We start from the raw sequence: 24630 nt of genomic DNA, 5'->3' as shown, positions 1-24630 counted from the left end.
GTCAGATCTGCTCCTTCTGCGCGAAAGCGCCGTCGATCGAGTGCATGTCGGGCATGTCCAGCGCCCGGCGGCCACGGGTCGCCAGCAGCGTCACGAGGTAGGCGGCGCCGATCACGACCATCACCAGAACGTAGAGCCAAGCGTCGCGGAAGGAGGCGTCGCGGAAGAGGGACAGCTCGAACACCAGCCACACGACCGACACCGCCAGGACGGGCTTCTCCCAGGCGCCGAGGTCGAACTTGCCGTTGGCCGGCAGGTGCCGCCGCTTGGCGAGGTAGAGCGCGACGGTCGCGGCGTAGATGACGGCGGGCAGCAGCGTGGCCGCGCCGAACAGGGTGAACAGCGCGTCCTCCGAGAAAGCCGAGAACAGGCCCAGGATCACCTCGGCGAGCACCACGTAGCACACCGTCGCCCGCAGCGGGGTGCCGAAGCGCGGCGAGACCCGCTGCCAGTGCCGCCAGCCCGGGAACCGCTCGTCGCGGGACATCGCCCAGGTCAGGCGGGTGCCGGTCATCATGATGACCAGGCCGCAGGCGAAGATCGCCAGCACGACCAGCAGCAGCAGGAGCGTGGCGACGACCGGCCCGAGGGTCTGCTTGATGACGTCGGCGATCGGGGTGCCGGACGCGGCGAGCGCCACCGGGTCGCCGGCCGCGAGCGTGACCGCGACCAGGAACAGGAAGCCCAGGACGCCGGAGGCCAGGACCGCCTGCCACATGGCCCGCGGGACCACCCGCTCGGGGTCGGTGGTCTCCTCGGCGAGGTTGGCCGCCGACTCGAACCCGACGATGGTGAACGCGCCGAGCAGGAAGCCCAGCACCCACGGCCCGGCCGAGGTCAGGTCGCCGAAGCTCCAGTATCCCTCGGCGGGCACGGCGCCCCTGCTCCACAGGTTGCCGAAGTCCATGTCGTTGCGGACCGCGGCCACGACGAGCAGCAGCACGGTCAGCAGCACCATGCCGGCGAGCTCGGCCGACACGGCGGTGTTGTTGACCTTCTCGGACCACCGGGTGGAGCCGCCGACGAGCGCGGCCTGACCGAGCAGGATCACCGCGGTGACCGCCCAGGTGATGCCGCCGCTCGCCGTGTAGTCCAGCAGCACGGGCAGGACCGTCGAGGCCACCGTGTAGTCCACGGCCACGACGACGACGGCCAGGAACATGAACGAGATCCAGCCGATGATCCACCCGAGCACCGGGTTGGCCAGGCGGGAGGTCCACTGGTAGGCGTACCCGGTCACCGGGATCCGGGAGGCCAGCGAGCCGATGACGAACGCCACCGCGAGCTGGCCGACCACCGCGATCGGCCAGGTCCAGATGCCGAGCGGCCCGGAGGAGCCCAGCACCGACCCGTAGGTGGTGAAGATGCCGGTCGCGATCGAGACGAACGCGAAGGCCACGGCGAACGAGGCGAACCGGCCGGTCCGCCGCTCGAAGGACTGTTCGTAGCCGAACCGGGCCAGCTCGTCGCTGTCGGTACGCGCTGTGTGGTCTCTCATCGCAACCTCCCTCTTGGTATATACCATGTGGTGTAGACCGCAAGGTATCGTCCAAGTGGGCTAAGGTGTCAAGCATGGGTTCACCCCGTTACGTGACGATCGCCGCGGAGCTGCGCGACCGCATCACCGGCGAGAAGCTCGGCCCGCACACCCTCATGCCGTCGGAACGGGAGCTCAGCGAGACCTTCGGCGTCAGCCGGATGACCGCCCGGCAGGCCCTGGCGCTGCTGGAGAAGGAGGGATACGTCTACCGGCGGCCGCCGCGGGGCACGTTCGTGGCCGAACCGCGGGTGCCGTTCCACATCGGCAGCTTCTCCGACGAGATCATCCTGGCCGGGCGGCGGCCGTCGGCGCAGCTCATCTGGGCCGAGGAGCGCCCCCCGACGCCTTCGGCCCGCGAGGCGCTCGACCTGGCCGGTGACGAGACCGTGCACGCCCTGCACCGGCTGCGGTTCGCCGACGACGAGCCGATCGCGCTGGAGACCACCTACTTCCCCAGCGCGATCACGCCCGGCCTGCTGGAGCGGCCCCTCACCGGCTCGCTCTGGCACATCCTGCGCGCCCACTATCGCGTCGTGCCGGCCGACGCCTCCGCCGTCATCGAGTCCATCGTCATCGACGACGCCTCCTGCGCCCGGCTGCAGGTCCGCAGCGCCTCCAGCGGGATCCTCCTGACCCGCCGCACCTACACGGCCGAGGGGCGCTGCATCGAGTTCGCGCGCGACGTGTACCGGGCCGATCGCGCGTCGTTCAAGGTGGAGGCGCGGATCCCGGTACCCGTCGAAGGCGGCTGAACGCGCGTCAGGCGGTGTCGCCGCCGTCGGCCAGCAGCGTGCTGCCCGTCATGAAGGCCGACAGGTCCGACGCGCAGAACAGGACGACGCGCGCGATGTCGTCGGGGACGCCGATCCGGCCGATCGGGCCGTTCAGCATGAGGTCGGTCGGCGGGAGGTCGCCGGCCGGCACGGTGGCCGGCATGGCCGCCGCCGCCATCATGTTGCCCTCCGTGGGGACGTAGCTCGGCGCCACCCCGAGCACGCGGATGCCCAGCGGCGCGAGTTCGAGCGCCAGCTCGCGCGTGAGACCGCGAGCGGCGTGCTTGGACCCGACGTAGGCGGCCAGGCCGGGCGCGCTCCCGCGGAAACCCGCGGTCGAGACGATGTTCACGATGGCGCCGCCGGTGCCCGCCGCCGCCATCCGCCGTGCCGCCTCACGCGCGCCGACGAAGACGCCGCGGGCGTTGACCGCGAACACCTGGTCCCAGGTCTCCTCGCTCATCTCCAGCAGCGGGACGCTCGGGAAGATCCCGGCATTGTTCACCCAGATCTCCAGGCCGCCGAGCTCGGCGACCGCGTGGTCGGCCGCCGCGGCCACGGACGCCGCGTCGGTGACGTCCATGGCGGCGCCCACCGCGCGTACCCCGTGGCGCTCGGCGAGCTGCTTGGCGGCGGTCACGGCGAGCTCTTCGTCGATGTCGCCGATCAGCAGGTCCGCGCCGGCCTCGGCCAGGCGCAGCGCGATCGCCCTGCCCAGCCCGCGACCGCCGCCGGTCACGACCGCGCGCCGCCCTCTCAGGGAGACGAGCTCGGCCAGGGACTTGCCCGACACATCGGCAATGGACATGAATGAACTCCTTCAGTTGATGGGACGTCGTTGGGAGAAACTCCCCGGGCCGGTGTGGAACGTGCTGCCGTCCGGGAAGCGGATCCGCGCCTCGGAGCCCCCGGGCACGTCGACCGCGATGGTCAGGTGGCCGTCCTCGACGCGCCAGCCGACGGCGATCCGCCCCCGCGGGCCGTCGAAGGTGCCCGTGGCCCAGGTGATCGCCTCGTCGAGCACCGGCGCGACCTCGAAGGACTCCCAGCCGGCCGAGCCCGGCGCCTGCCGAAGTCCGAGGGTGTGGGTGTGCAGGAAGCGGATGACCGCGCCCTTGCTGTAGTGGTTGAGCGACGCCGTGGCCGTGCCGTCCTCGGACACCCCGTCCCAGTCCTCCCAGATGGTCGTCGCGCCCCGGTCGAGCATGCCCAGCCACGAGGGGGACGAGCGCTGGTACAGCACCCGGTAGGCGACGCCGGGGTGGCCGGAGTCGGCCAGGACGGGCAGCAGGTCCGCCGTCGAGAGGAAGCCCGTGCCGAGGTGGCCGCCGGCCGCGTCGATCAGGCCGACGAGGTGCCGGGCCGCCCGCTCGCGCAGCTCCTCGGGCACGAGCTCGAAGGCCAGGGCACGCACGTAGCTCGCCTGCGTGCCGGCCTTCGTCCGGCCCTCGGCGTCCAGGAACTCCGTCTGCCAGGCCCGGCGTACCCGCTCCGCCGTCTCGCGGTAGCGGGCCGCGTCGCCGGCGTGCCCCAGCACCTGCGCGATGTCGGCGAGGGTACGGACGGAGCGGAACAGGTACGCGGTGCCCACCTCGCCCTTGTCCGCCAGGTACCACGCCATGGGATCGCTCATCACGGGATCGACGAGGGACCCGTCCGCCGCGCGTTTCTTCGGCTCCAGCCATTCCCCCCAGTGGAAGGAGCCGTCCCAGACGAACTCCTCGTGCGCGAGCGGCTCGGCCGAGCGTTCGACGCGGGAGGGATGCCGGGCGTCGCGCGCGGTCGCCAGCGCCCATTCGACCCACCGGCGCATCGCCGGCCAGTTCTCGGCGAGGGCGGCCGTGTCCCCGTAGGTCGTGTAGAGCACCCACGGGACCAGGACGATCGCGTCGCCCCATCCCGCCGAGCCGGTGATCCCGTTCGTCATGGGCTCGTCGTGGACCTTCAGGCGGTTGGCGTCGGGTGAGGAGTTCACCACGCGGCCGTCGTCGAGCTGGTCGTCGCGGACGGAGCGCAGCCACTTGCGGCTGAAGCCGTCGACGTCATACAGGCGCGCCGCGGTCGGCGCGAAGATCTGGTAGTCGCCCGTCCAGCCCAGGCGCTCGCGCGTGGGGCAGTCCGTCGGGAGGTCCACGGCGTTGCCGCGGAAGCTCCAGCGCGCCACCTCGTGCAGCCGGTTGAGGTCGTCGTCGCTGCAGGCGAACGTCGCCGTCGGGCGCAGATCGGTGTGCACGACCCGCATGACGATGCTCGCCGGGTCCACGGCGCGGGAGACGCGCGCGTAGCGGAAGCCGTGCACGGTGTGCCGGGGCTCGAAGACCTCGCCGGGCCGTCCCGCGGAGACGACCTCGTCGCGCTGCACGAACGGGATCGCCGCCTCGCCCGGCCGCCGGCTGTCCAGATGCGTCGTCGTCAGGTCCCCGGTCGCGTCCAGGTGCTCGCCGTAGTCGATCACGGTACGGGTGCCGGCCGGGCCCAGGTCGGCGAGGGCGATCCAGCCGGAGGCGTTCTGGCCGAAGTCCACGATCCACGCGCCGTCGCCGTGCCGGGTCACCGAACGCGGGGCGATCCGCTCCACCCGGCGCACCGGCGGGGCCGGTGACCAGCTGATCGGCGGCGCGGTGACCGCGTCCACCAGGACGGGCCGGGCGGCGCCGGGCGGAGACGTGAAGTCGGTCGTCTGGCCGTTCATCAGGTCGGCCGCGAGGACGGCGCCGCGGCGCGAGGTCCAGTCCGCGCCCGTGACGGCGACCGCCTCGGTGCCGTCGGCGTAGCGGACGTGGAGCTGGAGCCGCGCCGCGGTGGTCGTGCCCCAGGAGTCGCGCTTGCGCCAGGTGCCGGCGCTGCCCCGGTACCAGCCGTCCGACAGCAGAATCTCCAGGTCGTTGCCGCCGCCGCGCAGCAGCGCCGTGACGTCCGCGGCCTGGGCGTACAGCGTGTCCCCGTACGAGGTGGAGCCAGGGGACAGCTCCGCCGTCCCCACCCGCGTGCCGTTGACGAACGCCTCGTAGACGCCGAGCGCCGTGGCGTAGAGCCGGGCCTGGGCGATGTCGCCGCGCAGGTCCACGCTGCCGGCCAGGACGTAGGCCGGGCGGGATCCTTCGCCGTCCTCCTGCGGGGAGATCCAGCGCGCCGACCAGTCCCGGTCCAGCAGGCCCGACTCGAACGCGTGCCAGGGCGACCAGCCCGAGGACCGCCCGCCGCGACGCGTTCGGACCCGCCAGGCCACGGACTGCCGGCTGCGCAGCGGCGGCAGCGGCCAGTCGACGAACAGGTGCCGGGCGGAGACGACGTTCTCCACGCTCCGCTCGACGCCGTCGACGCGGAGCTGAAGGTCGTAGCCGTCCTGCCCGCTCCACGTCAGTGGCGGCTTCCAGGACAGCGCCGGCCGCTCCTCGGCGACCGGGAACCGATCACCGCCACTGGCGATCCGCAGGTCGTAAGGCGCGTGCTCGCTCGCCCTCATCGCACCGACCGCACCCGCGTGAACACCAGCGACCCGCCGATGAGCGCCAGCACCGCGCCGGTGAGGTAGAGCAGCGTGTAGTTCTTGTCGCCGCCGCTCGCGCCGATGCCGATGACGAACGGGGCGATGAGCGGCGCGATCGCGCTCGGGAGCTTGTGGGCGAACGACACCACGGCCATGTACCGCCCGGCCTCCTCCCGGCTCGGCAGCACCGCGAGCACGATCGCCTGGTCGACCGCGCTGAAGAACGCGATCGCGAGCTGCATCAGCACGGACCCGATCATCAGCACCGGGAAGGAGTACGCGAAGGCCTCCACCAGCGCGCCCGCCACGAAGAACAGCGCGCCGACGAGGGCGAACAGTTTGCGCCGCCGCAGCTTGTCCGACAGGAAGCCGCCGCCGATCGCGCCGAGGGCCGCCGCGGCGACGCCGAGGACCCCGATGACGGCCGCCGCCCCGGCGACCTCCCGCACCGGCAGGTCCAGGCGCTGGGCGTAGAAGAACGTGGTGAACGTCGTGTTGCAGTACAGCCCCATGAAGAACATCAGGCGCCCCAGCCAGTTCCAGCCGAAGTCCGGGTACTTGCGGGGGTTGAACACGTAGCTGGACGCCAGCGTCCGCACCGACACCGGCGTGGTGTGCACGGCGCCGCGCGTGTCGTCCTCCTTGCCCACGACGAGGAAGACCCCGAGCAGCACCGCGCCGACGACGCCGGGCAGGACGAAGACGAGGAACGTGCTGCCCGTCACGGCGGTGGTGATCCCGATGCCGACGATGGGGGCGATCTGGCCGGTCAGCCCGGTGAGGCCGCCGATCTTGCCGCGCTGGGCCTCGGGGATGCGGTCGGCCTGCACGTTGAGGATCGCCTGGGAGGCGGTCGCCCAGCCCAGCATCGCGAGGACCCAGCCGGCTCCCACGAGCAGCAGGCTCGGCGCGACCGCGATGCCGACCAGCGCCGCCAGGCCCAGGACCAGGCCGGCGAGCAGGAAGGGGCGGCGGCGGCCGAGGCGGCTGCGGGTGCGGTCGCTCCAGACGCCGAGCAGGGGACTGAGCACGAGATAGATGGTCTGGGCGGTGCCCGTGACGTACCCGAGCACCTCCTCGTGCCCGGGGGCGAGCTCGTCGATCCGCACCGCCAGCGAGAACGACAGCGGGACCACGAAGGCCATGGAGATGCCGAAGTTGGCGGCCATCATCCAGAAGATGTAGCTCGCACTCGCCCTCGGCAGATCGTCGGGGGTCCGGGTTTCGAGCGGTCCGAGGGAGGGGGGAGTGGCCATGGACACCGTTCCCAAGCAGTAAGGGCCGAAAAGTGCAGCTCATTACTTAAGCGCATCAGTAACCTACCGTTGACCGCCGCACGGCTCGCAAGACGTCTCCCCGTAACAAGTACGCAACGGAGGCGCCCGTCACACAGGTGGCCGGAATCTCCTACGATGCCGACATGAGACGCCCAGCGAAGCGGGTCACCAGCGCCGATGTCGCCCGAGCAGCCGGCGTCTCCGCCGCGACCGTGAGCTACGTGCTCAACGACACCCCGGGGCAGTCGATCCCGGAGGAGACCAGGCGCCGCGTCCTGGACGCGGTCAAGCAGCTCGACTACCGCCCGCGCGGCTCGGCCCGCTCCCTGGCCGCGGGACGCAGCGACGTCGTCCTGCTGTCCATCCCGCACCTGTCGATCGGCCCCGGCATCAACCGCTTCGTCGAGCAGTTCGCCGCCTCCCTGGCCGACTCCGGCCTGACCCTGGTCACCCACCTGGCCGGAGCGCCGGGGCGGCCGCTGCCCGACGTCTGCGCGGCGATCGACGCCTCGGTGGTCGCCAGCCTCGACCCGCTCGACGACGAGACCGCGCAGGCCCTGCGCCGGGCGGGCGCGGACCTCGTCTTCACCACCGAGGTCGAGGCCCACCCCACCATGCGGCTCATGGGCCGCCTCCAGGCCGAGCACCTCATCGACCTGGGCCATCGCCGCCTCGGCTACGCCATGCCCGAGCACCCGCTGCTCCGCAGGATCGCCGACGACCGGCTGGCCGGGGTGGCCGAGGCCTGCGCGCACGCCGGCATCGACCCGCCGGCCGCGCTCGACGCCAAGCTCGACAGCACCGCCATGGCCCGCGCCGCCAGGCGCTGGCGGCGAGAGTCCGTGACCGCCGTGTGCGCCTACAACGACGAGGTCGCGATCGCCCTCCTCATGGGCATGCGCTGCGCCGGGCTCACCGCCCCCGGCGATCTGGCGGTCATCGGCACCGATGACATCCCCCTCGCCCAGGCCGCCGACCCGCCGCTCAGCACGATCGCCTTCGACCTGGAGAAGGTGGGTCGCTCCCTGGCCGACGCGGTCGTGGCCAACCTGTCGGGCCGCAAGCCGCGCCTGACGCCGGCCTCGCTGTCCCCGCATGTCATTCACCGCGCCTCCACCTGAAACCTCCGGGAGCGCCGCGCTCGGGCCGATCTTCGCTTACTGTGCATCTCGGGGGAAACGCTGCGGGAGAATGGCCGGGCCGTCGCGCACGGAAGCGCGGCGTGCCAGGGGAAAACGGAGGATGACGTCGGGAATGAGCACGCAGACGCACGAGCATCTCGGCCCGTACCGGGTGATCGGGAAGATCGGCGAGGGCGGCATGGGGGTGGCCCACCTCGGTCTGGACGGCGCGGGCCGCGAGGTCGCGATCAAGGTGCTGCACCCGCACGTGGCCGCCGATCTCAAGTCGCGTGACCGGCTGCTCCGCGAGGTGGAGACGATGCGGCGGGTGCGCAGCCGCTACGTGGCCGAGGTGATCGACGCCGAGCTGGCGGGCAACCGGCCCTACGTGGTGACCCGCTTCGCCGCGGGCCGCACGCTGGAGGACACCGTGCTCACCGACGGCCCGCTGGAGGCGCGCGAGGTCGTCAAGCTCGCCCATGGGCTGTGCCAGGCGCTGGTGGACATCCACGCGGCCGACGTGATCCATCGCGACCTCAAGCCGTCCAACGTCATGCTGGTCGACGGCGAGCCGCTGGTCATCGACTTCGGCATCGCGCATCTGGTGGACGCGGCCCGGCTGACGCAGACCGGGATGTTCGTCGGCACGCCGGGCTACCTGGCGCCGGAGATCATCCGTGACTCGCAGATCACCCAGGCGGCCGACGTGCACGCGCTGGCCTCGACGGTGTTCTTCGCGGCCACGGGGCTGCCGCCGTTCGGGACGGGGACGTTCGAGGCGATCTGCTTCAACACCATGGAAGGGCGGGCGCAGATCGACAAGGCGCCGGCGTGGCTGCGGGGCTGGCTGAGCCGGGCGATGCAGGTCGATCCGGCGGCGCGGCCCGGCGCGGGGGAGCTGCTGCGGCTGGCCAGGGCGCTCGATCCGGCGGGCCGCCCGGACAGGACCAAGCGGATCGCGAGCGGCACGCTGACCATGGACATCGTCGCCGACCTGCTCCCGCCGGTCGAATACGCTCCGAGCCGGCAGGAGGAGCGGCCGCCGCCCTACGTGCCCGCCCCGGCTCCGACCGTCCACGACGACCGGCCGCGGGAGCCCCGCCCGGCCCCGCCTCCCGCGGAGCCCTTCGAGCTCAAGCGGTTCCTGGCCGGCAGCGGGTTCGTCGGGGTGCTGGTGCTCGTGACGCTGGTGGCGGCGACCGTCGTCATGCCGGTCGCCGTGGGTCTGGTGGCGGCGGCCCTCTCGCTGGCGTTGCGCGCCGGCGATCACTTCTTCGCCGAGACCCGGCCGCCGTTCGGCAGGGCCGCGCTCGTCGCGGTGGGCCACCTGTTCCTGTCGCTGGCGTTCGGCACCGTCGTCGCGAGCCTCCTGCACCTGTCCGGCCGGTTGGGCACCAGCCACGCGGAGTCCCTGGCCGCCGGAGCGTTCACGCTGGGGCTGTTCGTGCTGCCCGGCGCGGGCGTGGTGCGGCAGGTCGCCGCGCGCACCCTCGCCCGCCTGTTGCCCGGCCGCAACGCGACTGTGGTGACGGTGGCCGTGATGGGACCGGTCGCGCTGACCTCGGTGATCGTGGCCCTGGTCCAGGGGCTGTAAGGACAGACCGCCCGGTCGGTGGCGGTCGGTCCAGGGGCTGTAAGGACGGACCGCCCGGTCGGTGGCGGTCGCAGAGGGGCGCGGGCGATCAGGTCGCCCGCCGCCTTCGGGCCCGCGCCCGCCGTCACCCTCGCCTGCGAGTCGGGCCTCCTCGACCGTCGCTGACCGACTTGCGGCGCGGTGGGTGCTCGTGTTTGAGTACTCATATGCGAGCAACACGCCTTTTCATTCTCGGCGCCCTGGCCGACGGCGGCCCCATGCACGGGCACAAGATCCGGGCCGCCGCTCAGCTGGACCGGGTGGAGCTGTGGGCGGACGTCAAGCCCGGCTCGTTGTACGGCGCGCTGCGCCGGATGGCGGACGAAGGCGTCGTCGAGGTGGTCCGCACCGAGCAGGAAGGCAACCTGCCCGCCCGCACGGTCTACGGCATCACCGGCAAGGGCCGGACCGAGCTGGTCTCGCTGATCAGGTCCGTCCTCGAGGACACGAAGTTCCGGCCGGACGCGATCCAGCTGGTGCTCCTGCACAGCGGCGAGATCGGCCCCGACGAGCTGCGCACGGCCGTCCAGCGACGGCGTGACGCCTTCGCCGCGCAGCTCGACTTCTGGCGCAACCTGCGCGCCGAGGCCGACCCGCACCTGACCAGGCTGGAGGCCGTCGCCTTCGACTACACCCTGATGCAGCTCGAGATGGAGCTGACCTGGCACGACCGCCTGCTCGCGGAGCTGGCGAACCCCGCCGGGCAGCCCTGACGCGCCCGCTACCAGAAAGGTGAGGAACTCATGTCCCCTCGGCGTTTGCACGTCGCCGTCATCGGCGGCGGGATCGGCGGGCTCTGCCTGGCGCAGGGCCTGAAGCGAGCCGGCGTGGACGTCACCGTGTACGAACGGGATCGCACGGCCGACTCGCGCCTCCAGGGCTTCCGGCTGAACATCGATCCGGCCGGGAGCGTCGCCCTGCACGCCTGCCTGCCGCCCGCCCTGTGGGAGGTGCTGGTGGCCACCGCGGGCGACCCGGGGCCCGGGATCGGCTTCCTCGACGAACGGATGCGCACGCTCGTCCGCCTCGGCCAGGACGGCCGGGACCGCGACCCGCTGGACCCCGCGACCGGCCGGCACGCGGTCAGCCGCATCACCCTGCGCAAGCTGCTGCTGGCCGGCCTGGACGACGTCGTCCGCTTCGGCAAGGAGTTCACCGGCTTCGCCCGGGCGGACGACGGGACGGTCACGGCGAAGTTCGCCGACGGCACCACCGCGACCGCCGACGTGCTCGTCGCGGCCGACGGCGTCAACTCCCGGGTGTGGGCGCAGCTCCATCCGGCGGCCGGCCGCACCATGCTGCCGGCGACGGCCGTCGCCGGCAAGCTCTTCCTCACGGAGGACAACCGGCGATGGCTGCCGGAGCGGCTGCTCGCCGGCATGAACGTCTTCTGGCCACGCCGGGACTTCCTGTTCACCGCGATCTTCCGCAGGCGCGAGGACCCTGCGGCGATCACCGCCAGGCTCGGTGACCGGGTACGCGCGCTCGGGCTGGAGCCGGAGCGGCTGCTGGCGGACGCGCACGACGACGACTACGTGCTCTGGGCGTTCATCGCGCACCGGGACTCCCTCCCGGTGGACTTCACGCCGCAGGCCCAGGCCGACCCGGCCGCGGTGCGGGAGATGCTGGCCCGGCGGACGGCCGGCTGGCATCCCGACCTGCGCCGGCTGCTCGCCGACTCGACCCCGGACACCCTCTACCAGACCGAGTTCAGCGCCGCCGAGCCGCTCCGGCCGTGGGAGACGGGCAACGTCACCGGGCTCGGGGACGCCGTCCACCACATGCCCCCGGTCGGCGGGCTCGGCGGCAACGCGGCGCTGCGCGACGCGCCCCGGCTCTGCGCCGCGCTCGCCGCGGCCGACCGCGGCGAGCAGCCGTTGCCGCAGGCGTTGCGCGCCTACGAGGCGGACATGCTGCGCCACGGGTTCGACACCGTCCGCGAGGTCGTCCGCAACACCGACGCCGCGCTCGAGCGCAGCCCGCTGAAGCGGTCGGCGACCCGGTGGTTCTTCCGCGCCTGCGGAGCCGTCCCGCCGCTCGGGCGGGCGGTGTTCGGGGAGCGCTGAGGTGGTTTACACCATGGACAACATCACGTCACGTTGTTACGTTCGAAGGCAGTTGACAGCGGTGTCAATCCTTGTCCCCCCACGAGGAGCGGAGATCGTTGATGGTGTCACGACGCAGTTTCCTGCGGGCGAACGGCGTGGTCCTGGCGGCCGGCGGCCTCGGCCTCACCTTCCAGGACCCCGCCGCCGCGCGAACCCTCCCCACCGTCCAGGGCCCAGCCGCGGCGCGAACCCTCCCCACCTTCCTGCCGAACTTCGGCCGCCCCACCCACCTCGACTTCGCCGACCTCACCACGCTCCACGGCGACGACCAGCTGCTCCTGACCACCCTCCAGGGCGTCGTCAACCGCCGCCGGCCGCGCCTCTACTTCAACTACGACGCCGCCGGACACGACCAGCGCTGGCTGTCCAGCACCGGTGCGGCGGTCACCCGTCACGACCGCCCCCTCGACCTGGTCGCCCGCTACCGCGGCGAGGTGCGCGGCGCGATCCTGCACGACCCGGACGTCCCCGACTCCGTCAACGTCGCCACCACCTTGGCCGGTCTGGAGGACGCCGTCGCCGCGACCGCCGAGCAGGCCGCCGCGTACGGCCTGCGTACCGTCGTGGACCTGCGCGGCCGCTTCGACCCCGCCGACGTCCTGGCCACGTACCGCTGGCAGCTCGACCACCTGTTCCCCCGCTGCACCCACGCCCTGCTCGCCGGGCTCCCGCCCACCAGGACCGTGCGGGTGGACGGCGTGCGGTGGCGCGAGCTCGCGCGGGAGACCGAGCGCGTCCGCGACTCCTCCAACCGGGCGGTGCGCACGTTCGACCTGAGCCAGGAGCTGCCGACCGCCCAGGACGGCGTCTACCTGCGCTTCCAGGACTCGCTCGGCGACGACGGCTGGGGCGCGTCCGTGGGCTCGGTGAAGGTGACCGCGGACGGGACGCAGATCGCGGCGTTCACCCCCGGCACGGAGGCCGAGGCCCCCTACCTCTTCGACGGCCTCAACTCCGCCATCGGCGGCGACGACAACCGCTTCGCCGACGGCGGCAACTACTTCATCTACCGTTTCACCGCCCCGCCCGGCGCCCGGCAACTGCTGGTCGAGGTGGACCTGTGGAACCAGTACCTGGTCACGGCCGCGACGACCGCGCCCACCCGGGTCGAGCCGTTCCCCTACTTCCGCGACTACGCGGTGGCCACCCGGGCCATGGTCTTCTGGCTGCCGCCCAGCGGCGCCACCGGTGAGCTGCTCGACGAGATCTTCGGCCGGGTGGAGCCCGCCACGCCGTACGCGGGCTGGTTCTCCAACGACGTGGCGGGCGAGTGGGGCGGGGTCGACCGGGCCTCGCAGCACGGCGTCGAGGTGGTCCCCGCCGACTACTACATGAACGCCACCGTCCACGCCGGGGTCTCCGCCAGGATCTCCGACCGGGTACGCCCGCGACCGCCGGCCACGTTACGCGCTCGCGTCTACCTCACGCTCACGGTCGGTGAGGGCGACAACATCCAGTACTGCCAGCGCCGGATGCGCGAGATCTGGGACGACCCCAAGCGCGGCGGCGTGCCGGTCAACTGGACGGTCAGCCCGCTGCTGGCCGACATCGGGCCCGCGCTGCTGGCGTACTACCAGCGCACGGCCACCGCGAACGACCTGCTCGTGGCCGGCCCGTCCGGCGCCGGCTACACCTACCCGGGGTCCTGGCCGGCGGCGGCGCTGGCCGCGTACACGCGGCTCACCGGCCGTTTCCTGCGCCGTACCGGCATGGATCTCGTCTACGCCTACAACCACCGCAAGCCCGAGGGCGGCGGCTGGGTGGCCTTCGACGAGCGCATCGTCGCCGCCTACCGGCGCGACACCCCGGTGCGCGGCATCATCCAGTCGTGGGAGACCGGCGACCTGCTGATCCACCCGGCGGGCCTGCCCGTGATCGGGAACTTCTCGCCGCAGGGCAAGGCGCAGGAGTACCGGGACACGCTGGTGCGGCGGATCGAGGGATGGGACGGGGGAGCGCCGCTGTTCATCGCCGGCGCGGTCAACGCCTGGAACTGGACGCCTGCCGACATCGCCGAGCTCGCGGGGCTCCTGGGGGATCCGTTCGAGATCGTCCGCGGCGACACGTTCTTCGCGCTGCTGCGCGAGCATCTGTCGGCCTGAAACTTTCAGAGTCCCAAAAGCATTTCCCCACGTCCGTAGCAGCCTCCCGCCGACGCTCATTGACAGGCTCGGCATGGATCATCACCGTGCTCGTTGTTAAGGTTCACATTTTTCGGGCTCCCCCTCACACGGAGAAGGCGGATGCACTTACGAGGATTACGCAGGGGCCTCATCGCCGGGGTCCTGGCCGTCTGCATGGCCGGCGCCGCGGTGGCGAGCACGATCACGGCGCACGCGGCCGCGGCCGGCTGCCAGGTCACCTACACCCTGGGCTCGCAGTGGGCCGGCGGCTTCAGCGCCAACGTCGCGATCAAGAACCTCGGTGATCCACTCACGAGCTGGACCCTGCGCTGGAGCTTCGCCGCCTCGCAGACGGTCAGCCAGGCATGGAACGCCGTCGTGACGCAGAACGGCAGCGCGGTGACCGCCGCCAACGCCGGCTGGAACGGCTCCCTGCCGACGAACGGCAGCGCCTCGTTCGGGTTCAACGGCACGTGGAACAACTCCACCAATCCGGTGCCGGCCAGTTTCACCCTCAACGGCGTCACCTGCACGGGCACCGTGACCCCCACCCCCACGGTGACTCCCACGGTGACTCCGACCGTGACTCCGACCGTGACCCCGACGTCGGGCCCGCCGCCGTCGCGGACCGTGCGGGTCTACTGGCTCAAGCCTTCGGACGTGGCCTACGACCAGCGCTACCCGGACGGCATCGCGAAGGTCATGCAGGAGGCGCAGCGCTTCTTCAAGCAGCAGCTGGGCAAGACGTTCACGCTGAACAACCCGGTCGTCGAGGTCGTCAACGGCGACCAGCCGCGGACCTGGTACGAGAACACGCCGAACTGCGGCGAGAAGTACTGGTGGACGGTGTGCAACATGCAGGCCGAGCTGCGCCGTAAGCTCGGTCTCGGCGCACCGGACAACCGCTGGGTCAACGTCGGCGAGATCAGCGCCGAAGGCGACGGCGCCGGTGGCGGCGGTGGCAACGGTTGGGTGATCCTCAGCGGACACGACGCCGACGGCGCCGCGGGGATCAACGGCGCGATGAACCGGTGGTACGGCGGAATGGTGCACGAGCTGGGGCACGCGTTCGGCCTGCCCGACGCCACCTCCACCGACGGGACGTGCATGTCGGCGACCTTCTACTCCTACCCGAACTGCATCTTCAACCAGACGCAGAAGAACGCCATGCTGAACGGCCCCTACGGCAGCTTCCTCACCTGACCGGCGATGGGCGGCGTGACCGGCGATCACGCCGCCCATCGGCGCGCTCCGATCGCCGGCCTGGTCCGTACGAGGCCGGCGATCGCGGCCGTGGTCGTCGCGCTGCCCGTCCTCGCCGCCGCTCTCGGCGGGCTCCTCGCGCGCGAGCCGGCCGGCAGCGCGCCAGGCCCCTGGAAGGCCCCTTGACGAGCCCTTTCACGGCCGTCGGACGCCGGGTCGTTGGCCCTGTCCATGAGGGACTTATGGCCCTGGGGCGGCGAGGTCGCGTGCGGTGCGATGGGGGGAGAGGGGGGCCGACATGATCATTTCAGGTGTCGACGGATCGCGGGCGTCGTGCGCGGCGGTGGCCTGGGCGGTGGATGACGCGAAGCGCAGGCACGAGCCGTTGCGCATCGTGCACGCCGTGAACCGCGATTCGTACCGTTTTTCGAGGTTCCACGCCGCTCCCGAGCCGGACGTGCTCGACCGCATGGCGCAGACGATGGTGACCGAGGCGGCCGAGCTGGCGGGGGAGCGCCAGCTGGACGTCGAGGTGTCGACCGAGGTCGTCGAGGGGCCCGCGGCGGTGGCCCTGCGGGAGCAGGCCAAGGACGCGACCGAGATCGTCATCGGCAGCAGGGGGCTGGGCGGGTTCGAGGGGGCCCTGCTCGGCTCCGTGAGCTTGCACGTGGCCGGTCAGGCGCACTGCCCGGTGGTCGTGGTACGGCGCGAGCAGGAGTCCGTACGCGGTGAGGTGGTCGTCGGCGTCGACGACTCGCCGGAGTGCGAACCCGCGCTCGAGTTCGCCTTCCGCCAGGCCGAGCTGCGCGGCAGCCCGTTGCGCGCGCTCCACGCCTGGCAGCCGCCGGTGCAGTTGTACGCCCCACAGGTCAACTACGACCCCGACGACGTCACCGCGGCCGCCAACCAGGTCGTCGCCGCCCGGATCGCCCGATTCCGGGAGGCGTACCCGGGGGTGGAGGTGGTCGAGGACGTGCGGCGCGCCCACCCGGTCGACGCTCTGGTGACCGCTTCGGCCAAGGCCGCGCTGGTGGTGGTCGGCTCGCACGGGCGCGGAGTCATCCGCTCGGCGCTGCTGGGCTCGGTCAGCCACGCGATGCTGCACCACGCCCGCTGCGCCGTCGCCGTGGTGCGGTAGGGAAGGGATCGATCGCCCCGTACGCAGGTTGCTTCCGGGGAGGCTGCGATGAGAGCGGATGGCACCGCCACCCCTGTGGTCCGGATGCTGACGGTGGGCGTGGAGGAGGAGTTCCTGCTGCTGGATCATGCCGAAGGCGGCCCGGCCCTGGCCGCGCCGGCGGTCCTGGCGCTGCTCGGCGGCGATCCGCACGTCAAGGCCGAGGCCATGCGCTACCAGCTCGAAACGGTCACCGGCGTGTGCACGGACCTGGCGCAGGTGGCCGAGGAACTGTCCCGCCACCGGACGCTCGCCGCACGCGCGGCCCGGGAACTGGGCTGCCATCTCGTCGCGTGCGGGATTCCCCCGCGAAACATGCCCGGGTTGTCCGCTCTCACGGCCGACGACCGCTACCGGGCGCTGGCGGCCCGCCATGGAGCCCTGGTCGCGGGCTCGGGCACCTGCGGCTGCCACGTACACGTCGGCATCTCCTCCCGCGAGCTGGGAGTGCAGATCCTGACCCGGCTCCGGCCCTATCTGGCCACGCTGCTGGCGCTCAGCGCCAACTCTCCCATCGCCGGCGGCGGGGACACGGGCTGGGCCAGCCGCCGCTACCGGCAGTGGAGCCGCTGGCCGACGGCGGCGCCTCCCCTGGCGTGGCGGTCGGCGGCCGACTACGACGCCACCGTGTGCCACCTGATCCGCCGCGGCCGGGCCCTGGACGAACGGAGCGTGTACTTCCACGCCCGGCTGTCACCGCGCTACCCGACCGTGGAGCTGCGGGTCATGGACACCTGCCTCTCGGTCGAGGACACCGTGCTGCTGGCCGCGATGGCGCGGGCGCTCGTCGCTCTGGCCATCGCCGACATGACAAGAAATGTGCCGATCAAGGCGCTGAGTGACCGGCAGATCGTCGCCGAGCTGGCCGCCGCCGCCCGCCTCGGCCTGGACGCGCCGGCCCTCGATCCGTACACGTCGCGGTCCCTGACCCACCGCGACCTGCTGGAGCTCCTCCTGCCGCGCCTGCCCGAGCCCGAACCGATCGCCCTGCTGCTCCACCGGCTGGCCTGCCGGGGGACGGGTGCGGCCCGGCAGCGGACGATGTGGTCCCAGGCCGGCACTCCCCGTCGATTCGCCCAGCTGCTCGCCGACGCGACACTCGCCTGAATGACGCGAGATGGGGACCAATGTCACCCCCATTCGGGACTTCGTCCCCGGGCGCGGCGGGCTCGCCGTCGTAAAGGTAGAGGTGGGAGAGAGGAGGGGTCATGACCGTCGAAATGCTGGCCGCCGAGGAGGTGATGAGCCGGGTCCTGGTGGCGGTCAAGCCGGACGAGTCGCCGTTGATGGCCTGGGAGCTGATGCGCCGCGCCGACGTTCACCACCTGCCGGTCGTCGAGGGGCGGCACGTGTTCGGCATCCTGACGCGTGAGCAGGTGGCGGCGTCCTGGTCGGGCGGGCCGGAGGAGCAGTCCAGCCGTCAGGTACGGATGTTGCTCGGGTGTGAGCGCAGGCCGGTGGTCCGCCCGGACACCCCGCTGACCCGGGTCGCGGCGGCGATGCTGGACGCCGGGTGCGACGCCGTGCCGGTGGTCGACGGCGGCGGGCTGATCGGCCTGGTCACGGCTCATGACGTGCTGCTGGCCGTCGCCGGACGTCTCCGCCCCGCCGAAGGGTCCCATGAGGTGGTCACCGGGATGTTCCACCTCGAACCCGTCCTTCCCCCGGCCTCCACCGTGGGAGACGCGCCCTGAACGCTGTCCCCCCGCCCGCCGGCGGGTTATTCGGGACGGTTGTCCCGCAGGCGCGCCGCCAGCGCGGCGGCCTGCGTGCGGCGCTGCATGTTGAGCTTGGCCAGCAGGTTGGACACGTAGTTCTTGACCGTCTTCTCCGCCAGGAACAACTGCTCGCCGATCTGCCGGTTGGTCAGCCCCTCGCCGATCAGGTCGAGGATGTGCCGTTCCTGCTCCGACAGCGCGGCGAGGGGATCCTTCCTGGCGGCCTGGTCACGCAGGCGCTGCAGCATGGCGGCGGTGGTCTGCGGGTCGAGCAGCGATTGCCCCGCGGCGACCGTGCGGACCGCGCCGACCAGGTCGGAGCCGTGGATCTGCTTGAGCACGTAGCCGGCCGCCCCGGCCATCACCGCCTCGAACAGCGCGTCGTCATCGGCGAACGACGTCAATATCAGGCACGCCAGCCCCGGCACCCTCGAGCGCACCTCGCGGCACACGTCCACGCCGCTGCCGTCCGGCAGCCGCACGTCCAGCACCGCCACGTCGGGCTTCAGCGCGGCGATGCGGGCGATCGCGGACTCGGCCGTGCCGGCCTCCCCGATGACCTCGATGTCGTCCTCGGATTCCAGCAACGCGGCGACGCCCCGCCGGACGACCTCGTGATCGTCGACGAGGAACACACGAATCACACTTACGACGCTATCCGATGCCGGGAGCGCCGCGAGAGACACCGCCGCCGACCTGGTGCGACACTTGGAGATGTGGGGAGCGAGCATCTTCCGGTGATGCCGCACGTGCGGCTCGACGAGCTGCTGGCCGAGCTGCAGGTTCGGCTCAATACCGTGCTGGCCACCCGGGATCGGGTGCACGTACTGCTCGAGGCCGTGGTGTCGGTGGGCAGCGAGCTCGATCTGGAGACCGTGCTGCGCCGCATCGTGGAGACCGCGACCAAGCTCGTGGACGCCAGCTACGGCGCGCTGGGCGTGATCGGCCACGAGAACACGCTCATCCAGTTCATCCCGGTGGGGCTGACCGAGGAGGAGATCGCCAGGATCGAGCACTGGCCGCACGGCCTGGGCCTGCTGGGCCTGCTGATCAAGGACGCGCGGCCGCTCAGGCTGGGCCGCATCGCCGACCATCCGGAGTCGTACGGCTTCCCGCAGGGGCATCCGCCGATGGGCACCTTCCTCGGCGTCCCGATCCGGGTGCGCGAGGAAGTTTTCGGAAACCTTTACCTGACCGAGAAGCGCGGCGGCGGAGAGTTCGACGAGGAGGACGAGGCCATCGTCGTGGCGCTGGCCACCGCGGCCGGCGTCGCCGTGGACAACGCCCGCATGTACGAGGAGTCCCGGCGGCGGGAGACCTGGCTGCAGGCGTCGTCCGACGTCACCACGCGCCTGCTGTCCGGCGCCGACCCGCGTCAGGCGCTGAGCCTGGTGGCCGACTCCGCCCTCGCGATGACCGATGCGGACCTGGTCGAGGTGCTCCTGCCGGAGCCGTCGAGGCAGACGCTGATCGTGGAGTTCGCGGAGGGCGAGGGCGCGCAGGAGCTGCTGGGCGCCGTCTTCGTGGTGTCGGAGACGCTCGCGGGGGACGTGTTCGTCCAGGGCGAGGCGATGTCCGACCCGGACATGCAGAGCGGCCCGCGCCCCGGCTCGCCGCTGCGGCGGCTGGGTTACGGGCCGGTGATGATGGTGCCGTTCGGCAGCGCGCCGGACGTGCGCGGGGTGGTGGTGCTGGCCAAGCGGAGCGGGCGGTTGCCGTTCAGCGGAGCGGACGAGCAGGTGCTGCAGTCGTTCGCCGGTCAGGCGGCGATCGCGTTGGAGCTGGCCGAGTCGCGCAGGGACGCCGAGCGGCTCGGACTGCTGGAAGATCGCGATCGCATCGCCAAAGATCTCCATGATGTGGTCATCCAGCGGCTGTTCGCCACCGCGATGACGTTGATGAGCACGATCCGGCTGGTGGAGCGGCCGGAGGCGGCCAAGCGGGTCCAGCACGCGATCGACGAGCTGGACGGGACGATCCGGCAGATCCGCTCGTCCATCTTCGCGCTGCAGGGCTCCGGTGAGCAGCCCGTTCCCAGCCTGCGGGGCCGGATCGTGGAGCTGGTGGAGGGCGCCTCGGGCCACCTGGGCTTCATGCCGGGCCTGCGCATGGAAGGGCAGATCGACGCGCTGGTGCCCGAGCCGGTCGCCGGTCATCTGCTGGCCGTGCTGCGCGAGGCCCTGTCCAACGTGGTCCGCCACTCCCGCGCGACGAGCGTCGATGTCCTGGTCGAGGCCGTGGGCGGCGGGCTCGCGCTCGTGGTGACGGACAACGGCGTCGGCCTGGGGGAGCCGGGACGCCGCAGCGGCCTGCGCAACATCGAGGAACGCGCCACCCGGCTGGGCGGCAGCGCGGAGCTCACGACGCTCGAAGCGGGCGGGACGCGGCTGTGCTGGCTGATCCCCCTATGAGATCGGCTTCCGGTGGAAGGACGTTGGTCCTGATCGTATGGGGCATAAGGCCCTGTCGGGCGCGGTGAACCACCCCGGAGCATAGGAGAGGAAGGGGAATCGAACACGGGGAGCCGAGATGAAACGTTCGGCAGTGGCGGGGATCGCGGCCGGTTCCGCGCTGGCGGCCGTCGCGGTCACCGGCCTTGCCGCAACGGCCACCGGCATCGCCCAGCAGGCCATCGTCGAGCAGCGCAACGCCACACCGACGGAGCGGAGCCTGACCGGGCCGTACGGGTCGACGCGCAGCATGAACGTCACCGACGAGGCCGGCTATCTGGCCCGTATGGTGGCTCACGATCAAGAAGCCGTGACGGCGGCCCGGCAACTGCGGCGCTCGGACCGGCCGCAGATGCGCGCTCTCGGAGCCTCGATCATCGCCCGGCAGAGCGCCGACATCGCCACGATGAGGGCCTGGCTGGACAAGTGGTATCCAGGGCGTTCGGGGATGGCGACCGGCTACCAGCCGATGATCCGCGATCTGTCCGAGCTGTCGGGCGACGCGCTGGACAATGCGTTCCTGCTCGACATGATTCCGCATCACATGGCCGCGGTGTCGATGTCCCAGCAACTGCTGATGTCCGGGCGGGCAACGCACGCCGAGACCGCCGGCTTCGCCGTCAGGATGCGCGACACCCGGCATGCCGAGATGTTCCGGATGCAGCGGTACCTGGCCCACTGGTTCAAGGGCTGGAGCATGCCGTGCGGGATGCGGAAGTGACGGCCTTCCCGCAGCCCGCGACCTTCCCGCAGCCCGCGACGCGAACTGCGGGACTTCGGGGTCCTGGCCCCAGGTCCGCCTAGCGGGCTTTGGCCGAACGCGAGTCGCCTCGAAGGACCGCCAGGCCCGCCATCGTCAGCGCGGCAGCGGCGGCCACGGCCACAGTCAGAATGATCACTTTGCGCATTGCTTCACCCCGATTACAGACAGTGATGTTGCTATTACTGTTGCCTGATGGCTTGCTATGAATCCCGCGCTTTTTCCTGGATTCGTCAAACGCGCGAACAGCAGCGCCCTCAGGGGGTGATGCGCCGGCCGGACACCTCCTGGGCGTCGACCACGATGTAGTGGTCCCGGTTCCCCGGCACCCAGGTGGTCAACGGCAGCGCCGCCAGCCGGTGGATCTCGTCCGGGTCCGTCACGGCCCGCGCCTGCCCGACCGCGGTGACGGACCAGCCCGTACGCAGCTCGGAATCGAACTCGTCGGCCTCGAAGGCCACCACGGCGTGCCGCGTGGCGGCCGCCAGTTTCGACCCGATCGAGGTCCGGATCACGATGGAGCGGCCGTCGAGGTGGAAGTTGACCGGCTGCACGGCCGGCAGGGCATGTTCGGTGAACACGATCCGGCCGATGGGGGTCGTGGACAGCAGGCCTAGACACTCCTCGCGGGAGAGCACCTGAAGTCCGGACGAATCGAGCTGCATACCCTTAACTTCCCTGCTGGTGCCACCTCCGCGTTAGAGGCGAAAGTCCCTTCGTCACCGCCGATAGAGGGCCTGACGGCCCTGGCGGCCGGGGACCTTCGGCCCTGATCCGGAAGCGGAGGGTGTGATGGGCTGGACAGAGGGCCCGACGGAGGTGGAAGCCATGGCTGTCCTATCGGCGAAGCACGCGATCGACACCGCGCTGGAGGCCGCGCGCTGGGCGCCGTCCATACACAACACGCAGCCCTGGATCTTCACGACCTCGGGGGAGGAGATCAGCCTGCGGGCGGACCCGGACAGAAAACTGCGCGTCAGCGACACCTCCGGCCGCGAGCTGCTGATCAGCTGCGGCGCGGCGCTCTACACCCTCCGTACGGCCATGCGCTGCGAAGGCTGGGAGCCCGTGGTGCGTACGCTGCCGGACCCGGACCGCCCCTCGTTGCTCGCCAGGCTCCGGCCGGGCGCCGAAATGGCCCCCGACGAGTCCCTCAAGACTCTCGGCAAGGAGATCGAGCGGCGCCGCACCCACCGCGCCGGCTTCGCCGACGTGCCGGTGCCCGACAGGCTGATCGAACGGCTGACCCGCGCGGCCATGGAGGAGGGCGCCAGGCTGACCCCCGTCCGTTCCCCGGACGCGGTCAGGGTCATCGCCGCCCTCACCCAGGCCGCGCAGGGCATCCAGGCGCAGGACCGCCGCTTCAGCCTGGAGGTGGTCCGCTGGGCCCGGCCGCCGGGCAGCGCCCGCAAGGACGGGGTGCCCGCCGAGGGCTACCCCCGCCAGGCGGTACGCACGGACCCGGACTTCCCCCAGCGCGACTACTCCTGGGGGCACGACTGGGGCAGCCAGGCCGACCAGCGGACCGAGACGTGTGCCGGAGTCGTGGCGCTGCTCACCACGCGGGGCGACGGCCGCCAGGAGTGGATCGACGCCGGGCAGGCGCTGCAGCACGTCCTGCTGGAGGCCGCCGCCTACGGTGTCAGCGCCGCCTTCCACACGCAGGCGCTGGAGATGGATCTGCTGCGCGAGTTCCTGCGCCACGAGCTCTGCTCGGACGAGTACCCGCAGATGATCATGCGGTTGGGCGTCACCTCCGACGACAAGGGGTCGGTCCGCCGCTCGGTGTCGGAGGCGACGATGTAGCGGTCACTTCCGCTCGGCCAGGAGGTTCGTGGGGAGCTCGCGGCGGGCGCCGGTCGGCAGCGCGAAGATGGCGATCAGGAAGGACAGCAGGCAGAAGGCGGTCATGTACCAGCCGAAGGTCACGTCGCTCTGGGTGATGTCGTGCAGCCAGACGGCGACGAGACCGGCGGTCGAGCCGATGAGCGAGGTCGCGACGTTGAAGTTCAGGGCCGCCGCGCTGGAGCGGACCTCCGGGGGGAAGCTGAGTATGGCGGCCGCCATCATCGGCGCCGAGATGATGTTGTTGATGATCGTGAAGCCCACGACCGCCAGCACGGCGATGAGGATGGAGCCGCTGCCGATGCCGATGAACGTGGGCACCGTCAGCACGATGAACAGCCCGTAGCCGATGAGCAGGGGCACGCGGGCGCCGTACTTGTCGGCGAGGTGGCCGCCGTAGATGCTCGGCACGGGGCCGACCACGTACGTGATCATCGACGCGAGCAGGGCGAGCGAGGTGGGGAAGCCGGCGCTGATCAGCGCGGTGACGAAGTACGCCTGGATGACGAACGACCCGATCCGCTGGCCCGCGCTCAGCCCGATCGAGCGCAGCATGTCGGGCCAGTAGTAGCGCACCGCCGTCCGCAGCGGGGTCTGGGGGACCTTCTGCTGCTCGGTGAGGCGCTGCACCGCCTCGAACTCGGGGCTCTCGCTCAGCCGCTTGCGGATGTAGACCGCCACCGCGGACAGGGGGATCGCCAGCAGGAACGGGATCCGCCAGCCCCAGCTCGCGAAGGCCTCCGCCGACATGGTCTGGGTCAGGAGGAACGCCACCCCGGCCGCGAGGAACGACCCGATCGACGCGGTGGAGTTCAGGGTGCCCAGCACGTAGTTGCGGCGCCGCCGGTCCTCGTGCTCCAGCAGGAAGTTCGCCGCGGTGGTGAACTCCACGCTGGCCCCGAGGCCCTGCACGACCCGCGCGGTCAGCAGCAGGACCGGCGCCACGACCCCGGCGGCCGCGTACGTGGGCAGCAGCCCGATGCCCGCCGTGCCGACCGTCATCAGCACGATCGTGAGGACGAGGACGGGCCGCCTGCCCTTCAGGTCCGCCAGCGGGCCGAGGACCATCGCGCCGATGGGCCGGATGAAGTAGGAGAGCGCCACCCCCACGTACGCCGCCAGCAGGGCGGCCGTGGTCTCACCCTCCGGGAAGAAGTGCGAGGCGATGACCGCGGCGAGCGTCCCGTACAGCGTGAAGTCGTAGTACTCGACGGCGTTGCCGATCATGGTGGAGGCGAACAGGCGCCGGCGAGCCCGTGGTGTGTGGACGACGTCCGGGTCGTTGGCTACGGGGGTGCTCATGGGGTCTCCTCGTGGAACGGTGGATGCGGCGGCGACGTAAAAGGTGGTCGAGGGGCCCGCCGCCGGCGCGGACGAGCTGGTCGGCGCGGGTAGTCTTCGCTGGTGAAAGC

At 71.7% G+C, this 24630-nt stretch carries 21 protein-coding genes; 14 read left to right on the top strand and 7 right to left on the bottom strand.

The window, feature by feature from the left end; genetic code table 11:
* Window position 1: 1 nt before the first annotated feature.
* A complete protein-coding gene (locus ACWEPL_RS46290; RefSeq protein WP_452439982.1) occupies window positions 2-1498 on the bottom strand; it encodes an amino acid permease in 1497 nt (498 codons plus the stop codon).
* Between the two features lie 74 nt (window positions 1499-1572).
* Here ACWEPL_RS46290 and ACWEPL_RS46285 point away from each other — a divergent pair, with 74 nt between their 5' ends.
* On the top strand, window positions 1573-2292 hold the full coding sequence (locus ACWEPL_RS46285; protein WP_350727581.1) for a GntR family transcriptional regulator: 720 nt from the start codon (window positions 1573-1575) through the stop codon (window positions 2290-2292).
* Window positions 2293-2299: 7 nt separating this feature from the next.
* Here the strand turns inward: ACWEPL_RS46285 and ACWEPL_RS46280 are convergent, their stop codons facing one another.
* From ACWEPL_RS46280 to ACWEPL_RS46270, 3 genes are read right to left on the bottom strand one after another with little or no spacing between them, the layout of a single operon-like run.
* On the bottom strand, window positions 2300-3121 hold the full coding sequence (locus ACWEPL_RS46280) for an SDR family NAD(P)-dependent oxidoreductase (RefSeq protein WP_452439981.1): 822 nt from the start codon (window positions 3119-3121) through the stop codon (window positions 2300-2302).
* A gap of 12 nt (window positions 3122-3133) precedes the next feature.
* Window positions 3134-5779, bottom strand: coding sequence for a family 78 glycoside hydrolase catalytic domain (locus tag ACWEPL_RS46275; protein WP_452439980.1), 2646 nt, complete (start codon window positions 5777-5779; stop codon window positions 3134-3136).
* Window positions 5776-7059 (bottom strand): MFS transporter, encoded by a 1284-nt coding sequence (locus ACWEPL_RS46270; RefSeq protein WP_452439978.1) that lies wholly within the window; start codon window positions 7057-7059, stop codon window positions 5776-5778. The genes ACWEPL_RS46275 and ACWEPL_RS46270 overlap by 4 nt, the downstream gene beginning before the upstream one ends.
* A 164-nt stretch (window positions 7060-7223) precedes the next feature.
* Here ACWEPL_RS46270 and ACWEPL_RS46265 point away from each other — a divergent pair, with 164 nt between their 5' ends.
* From ACWEPL_RS46265 to ACWEPL_RS46220, 10 genes are all read left to right on the top strand, one after another.
* Window positions 7224-8201: a LacI family DNA-binding transcriptional regulator gene (locus ACWEPL_RS46265; RefSeq protein ID WP_452439977.1), complete on the top strand. Its 978-nt coding sequence runs from the start codon at window positions 7224-7226 to the stop codon at window positions 8199-8201.
* A 133-nt stretch (window positions 8202-8334) separates the two neighbouring features.
* Complete coding sequence (locus ACWEPL_RS46260; RefSeq protein ID WP_363984713.1) at window positions 8335-9795, top strand: serine/threonine-protein kinase; 1461 nt, start codon at window positions 8335-8337, stop codon at window positions 9793-9795.
* Between the two features lie 206 nt (window positions 9796-10001).
* Complete coding sequence (locus ACWEPL_RS46255; protein ID WP_397375072.1) at window positions 10002-10547, top strand: PadR family transcriptional regulator; 546 nt, start codon at window positions 10002-10004, stop codon at window positions 10545-10547.
* A 30-nt stretch (window positions 10548-10577) separates the two neighbouring features.
* Window positions 10578-11900: an FAD-dependent oxidoreductase gene (locus tag ACWEPL_RS46250; RefSeq protein ID WP_452439976.1), complete on the top strand. Its 1323-nt coding sequence runs from the start codon at window positions 10578-10580 to the stop codon at window positions 11898-11900.
* Window positions 11901-12001: 101 nt separating this feature from the next.
* Window positions 12002-14044: a GxGYxYP domain-containing protein gene (locus ACWEPL_RS46245; RefSeq protein ID WP_452439975.1), complete on the top strand. Its 2043-nt coding sequence runs from the start codon at window positions 12002-12004 to the stop codon at window positions 14042-14044.
* A gap of 141 nt (window positions 14045-14185) precedes the next feature.
* The gene (locus ACWEPL_RS46240) at window positions 14186-15268 is read left to right on the top strand and encodes a cellulose-binding domain-containing protein (protein WP_363984705.1); all 1083 of its coding nucleotides are present in this window, start codon (window positions 14186-14188) and stop codon (window positions 15266-15268) included.
* Window positions 15269-15283: 15 nt separating this feature from the next.
* Window positions 15284-15454 (top strand): hypothetical protein, encoded by a 171-nt coding sequence (locus tag ACWEPL_RS46235; RefSeq protein ID WP_452439974.1) that lies wholly within the window; start codon window positions 15284-15286, stop codon window positions 15452-15454.
* Between the two features lie 112 nt (window positions 15455-15566).
* Complete coding sequence (locus ACWEPL_RS46230; RefSeq protein ID WP_452439973.1) at window positions 15567-16406, top strand: universal stress protein; 840 nt, start codon at window positions 15567-15569, stop codon at window positions 16404-16406.
* 48 nt (window positions 16407-16454) lie between these two features.
* A complete protein-coding gene (locus ACWEPL_RS46225; RefSeq protein WP_452439972.1) occupies window positions 16455-17552 on the top strand; it encodes a carboxylate-amine ligase in 1098 nt (365 codons plus the stop codon).
* 101 nt (window positions 17553-17653) lie between these two features.
* A complete protein-coding gene (locus ACWEPL_RS46220; protein ID WP_363984697.1) occupies window positions 17654-18139 on the top strand; it encodes a CBS domain-containing protein in 486 nt (161 codons plus the stop codon).
* 26 nt (window positions 18140-18165) lie between these two features.
* Here the strand turns inward: ACWEPL_RS46220 and ACWEPL_RS46215 are convergent, their stop codons facing one another.
* Window positions 18166-18807, bottom strand: coding sequence for a response regulator transcription factor (locus ACWEPL_RS46215; RefSeq protein ID WP_363984695.1), 642 nt, complete (start codon window positions 18805-18807; stop codon window positions 18166-18168).
* A 96-nt stretch (window positions 18808-18903) separates the two neighbouring features.
* Here ACWEPL_RS46215 and ACWEPL_RS46210 point away from each other — a divergent pair, with 96 nt between their 5' ends.
* Window positions 18904-20574: a GAF domain-containing protein gene (locus ACWEPL_RS46210; RefSeq protein ID WP_452439971.1), complete on the top strand. Its 1671-nt coding sequence runs from the start codon at window positions 18904-18906 to the stop codon at window positions 20572-20574.
* 118 nt (window positions 20575-20692) lie between these two features.
* Complete coding sequence (locus tag ACWEPL_RS46205; protein WP_452439970.1) at window positions 20693-21334, top strand: DUF305 domain-containing protein; 642 nt, start codon at window positions 20693-20695, stop codon at window positions 21332-21334.
* Between the two features lie 296 nt (window positions 21335-21630).
* On the opposite strand, the gene ACWEPL_RS46200 is transcribed toward ACWEPL_RS46205, so the two are convergent.
* Entirely contained in the window at window positions 21631-22038 is a 408-nt protein-coding gene (locus ACWEPL_RS46200; protein ID WP_350727597.1) for a pyridoxamine 5'-phosphate oxidase family protein, read from the bottom strand.
* A 163-nt stretch (window positions 22039-22201) separates the two neighbouring features.
* Here ACWEPL_RS46200 and ACWEPL_RS46195 point away from each other — a divergent pair, with 163 nt between their 5' ends.
* The gene (locus ACWEPL_RS46195; protein ID WP_452439969.1) at window positions 22202-23179 is read left to right on the top strand and encodes an Acg family FMN-binding oxidoreductase; all 978 of its coding nucleotides are present in this window, start codon (window positions 22202-22204) and stop codon (window positions 23177-23179) included.
* A gap of 3 nt (window positions 23180-23182) precedes the next feature.
* Here the strand turns inward: ACWEPL_RS46195 and ACWEPL_RS46190 are convergent, their stop codons facing one another.
* Complete coding sequence (locus ACWEPL_RS46190) at window positions 23183-24520, bottom strand: MFS transporter (RefSeq protein WP_452439968.1); 1338 nt, start codon at window positions 24518-24520, stop codon at window positions 23183-23185.
* Between the last annotated feature and the right edge of the window lie 110 nt (window positions 24521-24630).

The sequence above is a fragment of the Nonomuraea sp. NPDC004186 genome (assembly GCF_053603495.1).
Note: the sequence above shows the minus strand (reverse complement) of the source record. Positions and strands in the feature narration are given on the sequence as shown.

What these genes read in the sequence shown, in the direction of transcription:
- ACWEPL_RS46290 (WP_452439982.1), bottom strand. Translation starts at nt 1,498, where the DNA reads ATGAGAGACCACACAGCGCGTACCGACAGCGACGAGCTGGCCCGGTTC.
- ACWEPL_RS46285 (WP_350727581.1), top strand. Translation starts at nt 1,573, where the DNA reads ATGGGTTCACCCCGTTACGTGACGATCGCCGCGGAGCTGCGCGACCGC.
- ACWEPL_RS46280 (WP_452439981.1), bottom strand. Translation starts at nt 3,121, where the DNA reads ATGTCCATTGCCGATGTGTCGGGCAAGTCCCTGGCCGAGCTCGTCTCC.
- ACWEPL_RS46275 (WP_452439980.1), bottom strand. Translation starts at nt 5,779, where the DNA reads ATGAGGGCGAGCGAGCACGCGCCTTACGACCTGCGGATCGCCAGTGGC.
- ACWEPL_RS46270 (WP_452439978.1), bottom strand. Translation starts at nt 7,059, where the DNA reads ATGGCCACTCCCCCCTCCCTCGGACCGCTCGAAACCCGGACCCCCGAC.
- ACWEPL_RS46265 (WP_452439977.1), top strand. Translation starts at nt 7,224, where the DNA reads ATGAGACGCCCAGCGAAGCGGGTCACCAGCGCCGATGTCGCCCGAGCA.
- ACWEPL_RS46260 (WP_363984713.1), top strand. Translation starts at nt 8,335, where the DNA reads ATGAGCACGCAGACGCACGAGCATCTCGGCCCGTACCGGGTGATCGGG.
- ACWEPL_RS46255 (WP_397375072.1), top strand. Translation starts at nt 10,002, where the DNA reads ATGCGAGCAACACGCCTTTTCATTCTCGGCGCCCTGGCCGACGGCGGC.
- ACWEPL_RS46250 (WP_452439976.1), top strand. Translation starts at nt 10,578, where the DNA reads ATGTCCCCTCGGCGTTTGCACGTCGCCGTCATCGGCGGCGGGATCGGC.
- ACWEPL_RS46245 (WP_452439975.1), top strand. Translation starts at nt 12,002, where the DNA reads ATGGTGTCACGACGCAGTTTCCTGCGGGCGAACGGCGTGGTCCTGGCG.
- ACWEPL_RS46240 (WP_363984705.1), top strand. Translation starts at nt 14,186, where the DNA reads ATGCACTTACGAGGATTACGCAGGGGCCTCATCGCCGGGGTCCTGGCC.
- ACWEPL_RS46230 (WP_452439973.1), top strand. Translation starts at nt 15,567, where the DNA reads ATGATCATTTCAGGTGTCGACGGATCGCGGGCGTCGTGCGCGGCGGTG.
- ACWEPL_RS46225 (WP_452439972.1), top strand. Translation starts at nt 16,455, where the DNA reads ATGAGAGCGGATGGCACCGCCACCCCTGTGGTCCGGATGCTGACGGTG.
- ACWEPL_RS46220 (WP_363984697.1), top strand. Translation starts at nt 17,654, where the DNA reads ATGACCGTCGAAATGCTGGCCGCCGAGGAGGTGATGAGCCGGGTCCTG.
- ACWEPL_RS46210 (WP_452439971.1), top strand. Translation starts at nt 18,904, where the DNA reads ATGCCGCACGTGCGGCTCGACGAGCTGCTGGCCGAGCTGCAGGTTCGG.
- ACWEPL_RS46205 (WP_452439970.1), top strand. Translation starts at nt 20,693, where the DNA reads ATGAAACGTTCGGCAGTGGCGGGGATCGCGGCCGGTTCCGCGCTGGCG.
- ACWEPL_RS46200 (WP_350727597.1), bottom strand. Translation starts at nt 22,038, where the DNA reads ATGCAGCTCGATTCGTCCGGACTTCAGGTGCTCTCCCGCGAGGAGTGT.
- ACWEPL_RS46195 (WP_452439969.1), top strand. Translation starts at nt 22,202, where the DNA reads ATGGCTGTCCTATCGGCGAAGCACGCGATCGACACCGCGCTGGAGGCC.
- ACWEPL_RS46190 (WP_452439968.1), bottom strand. Translation starts at nt 24,520, where the DNA reads ATGAGCACCCCCGTAGCCAACGACCCGGACGTCGTCCACACACCACGG.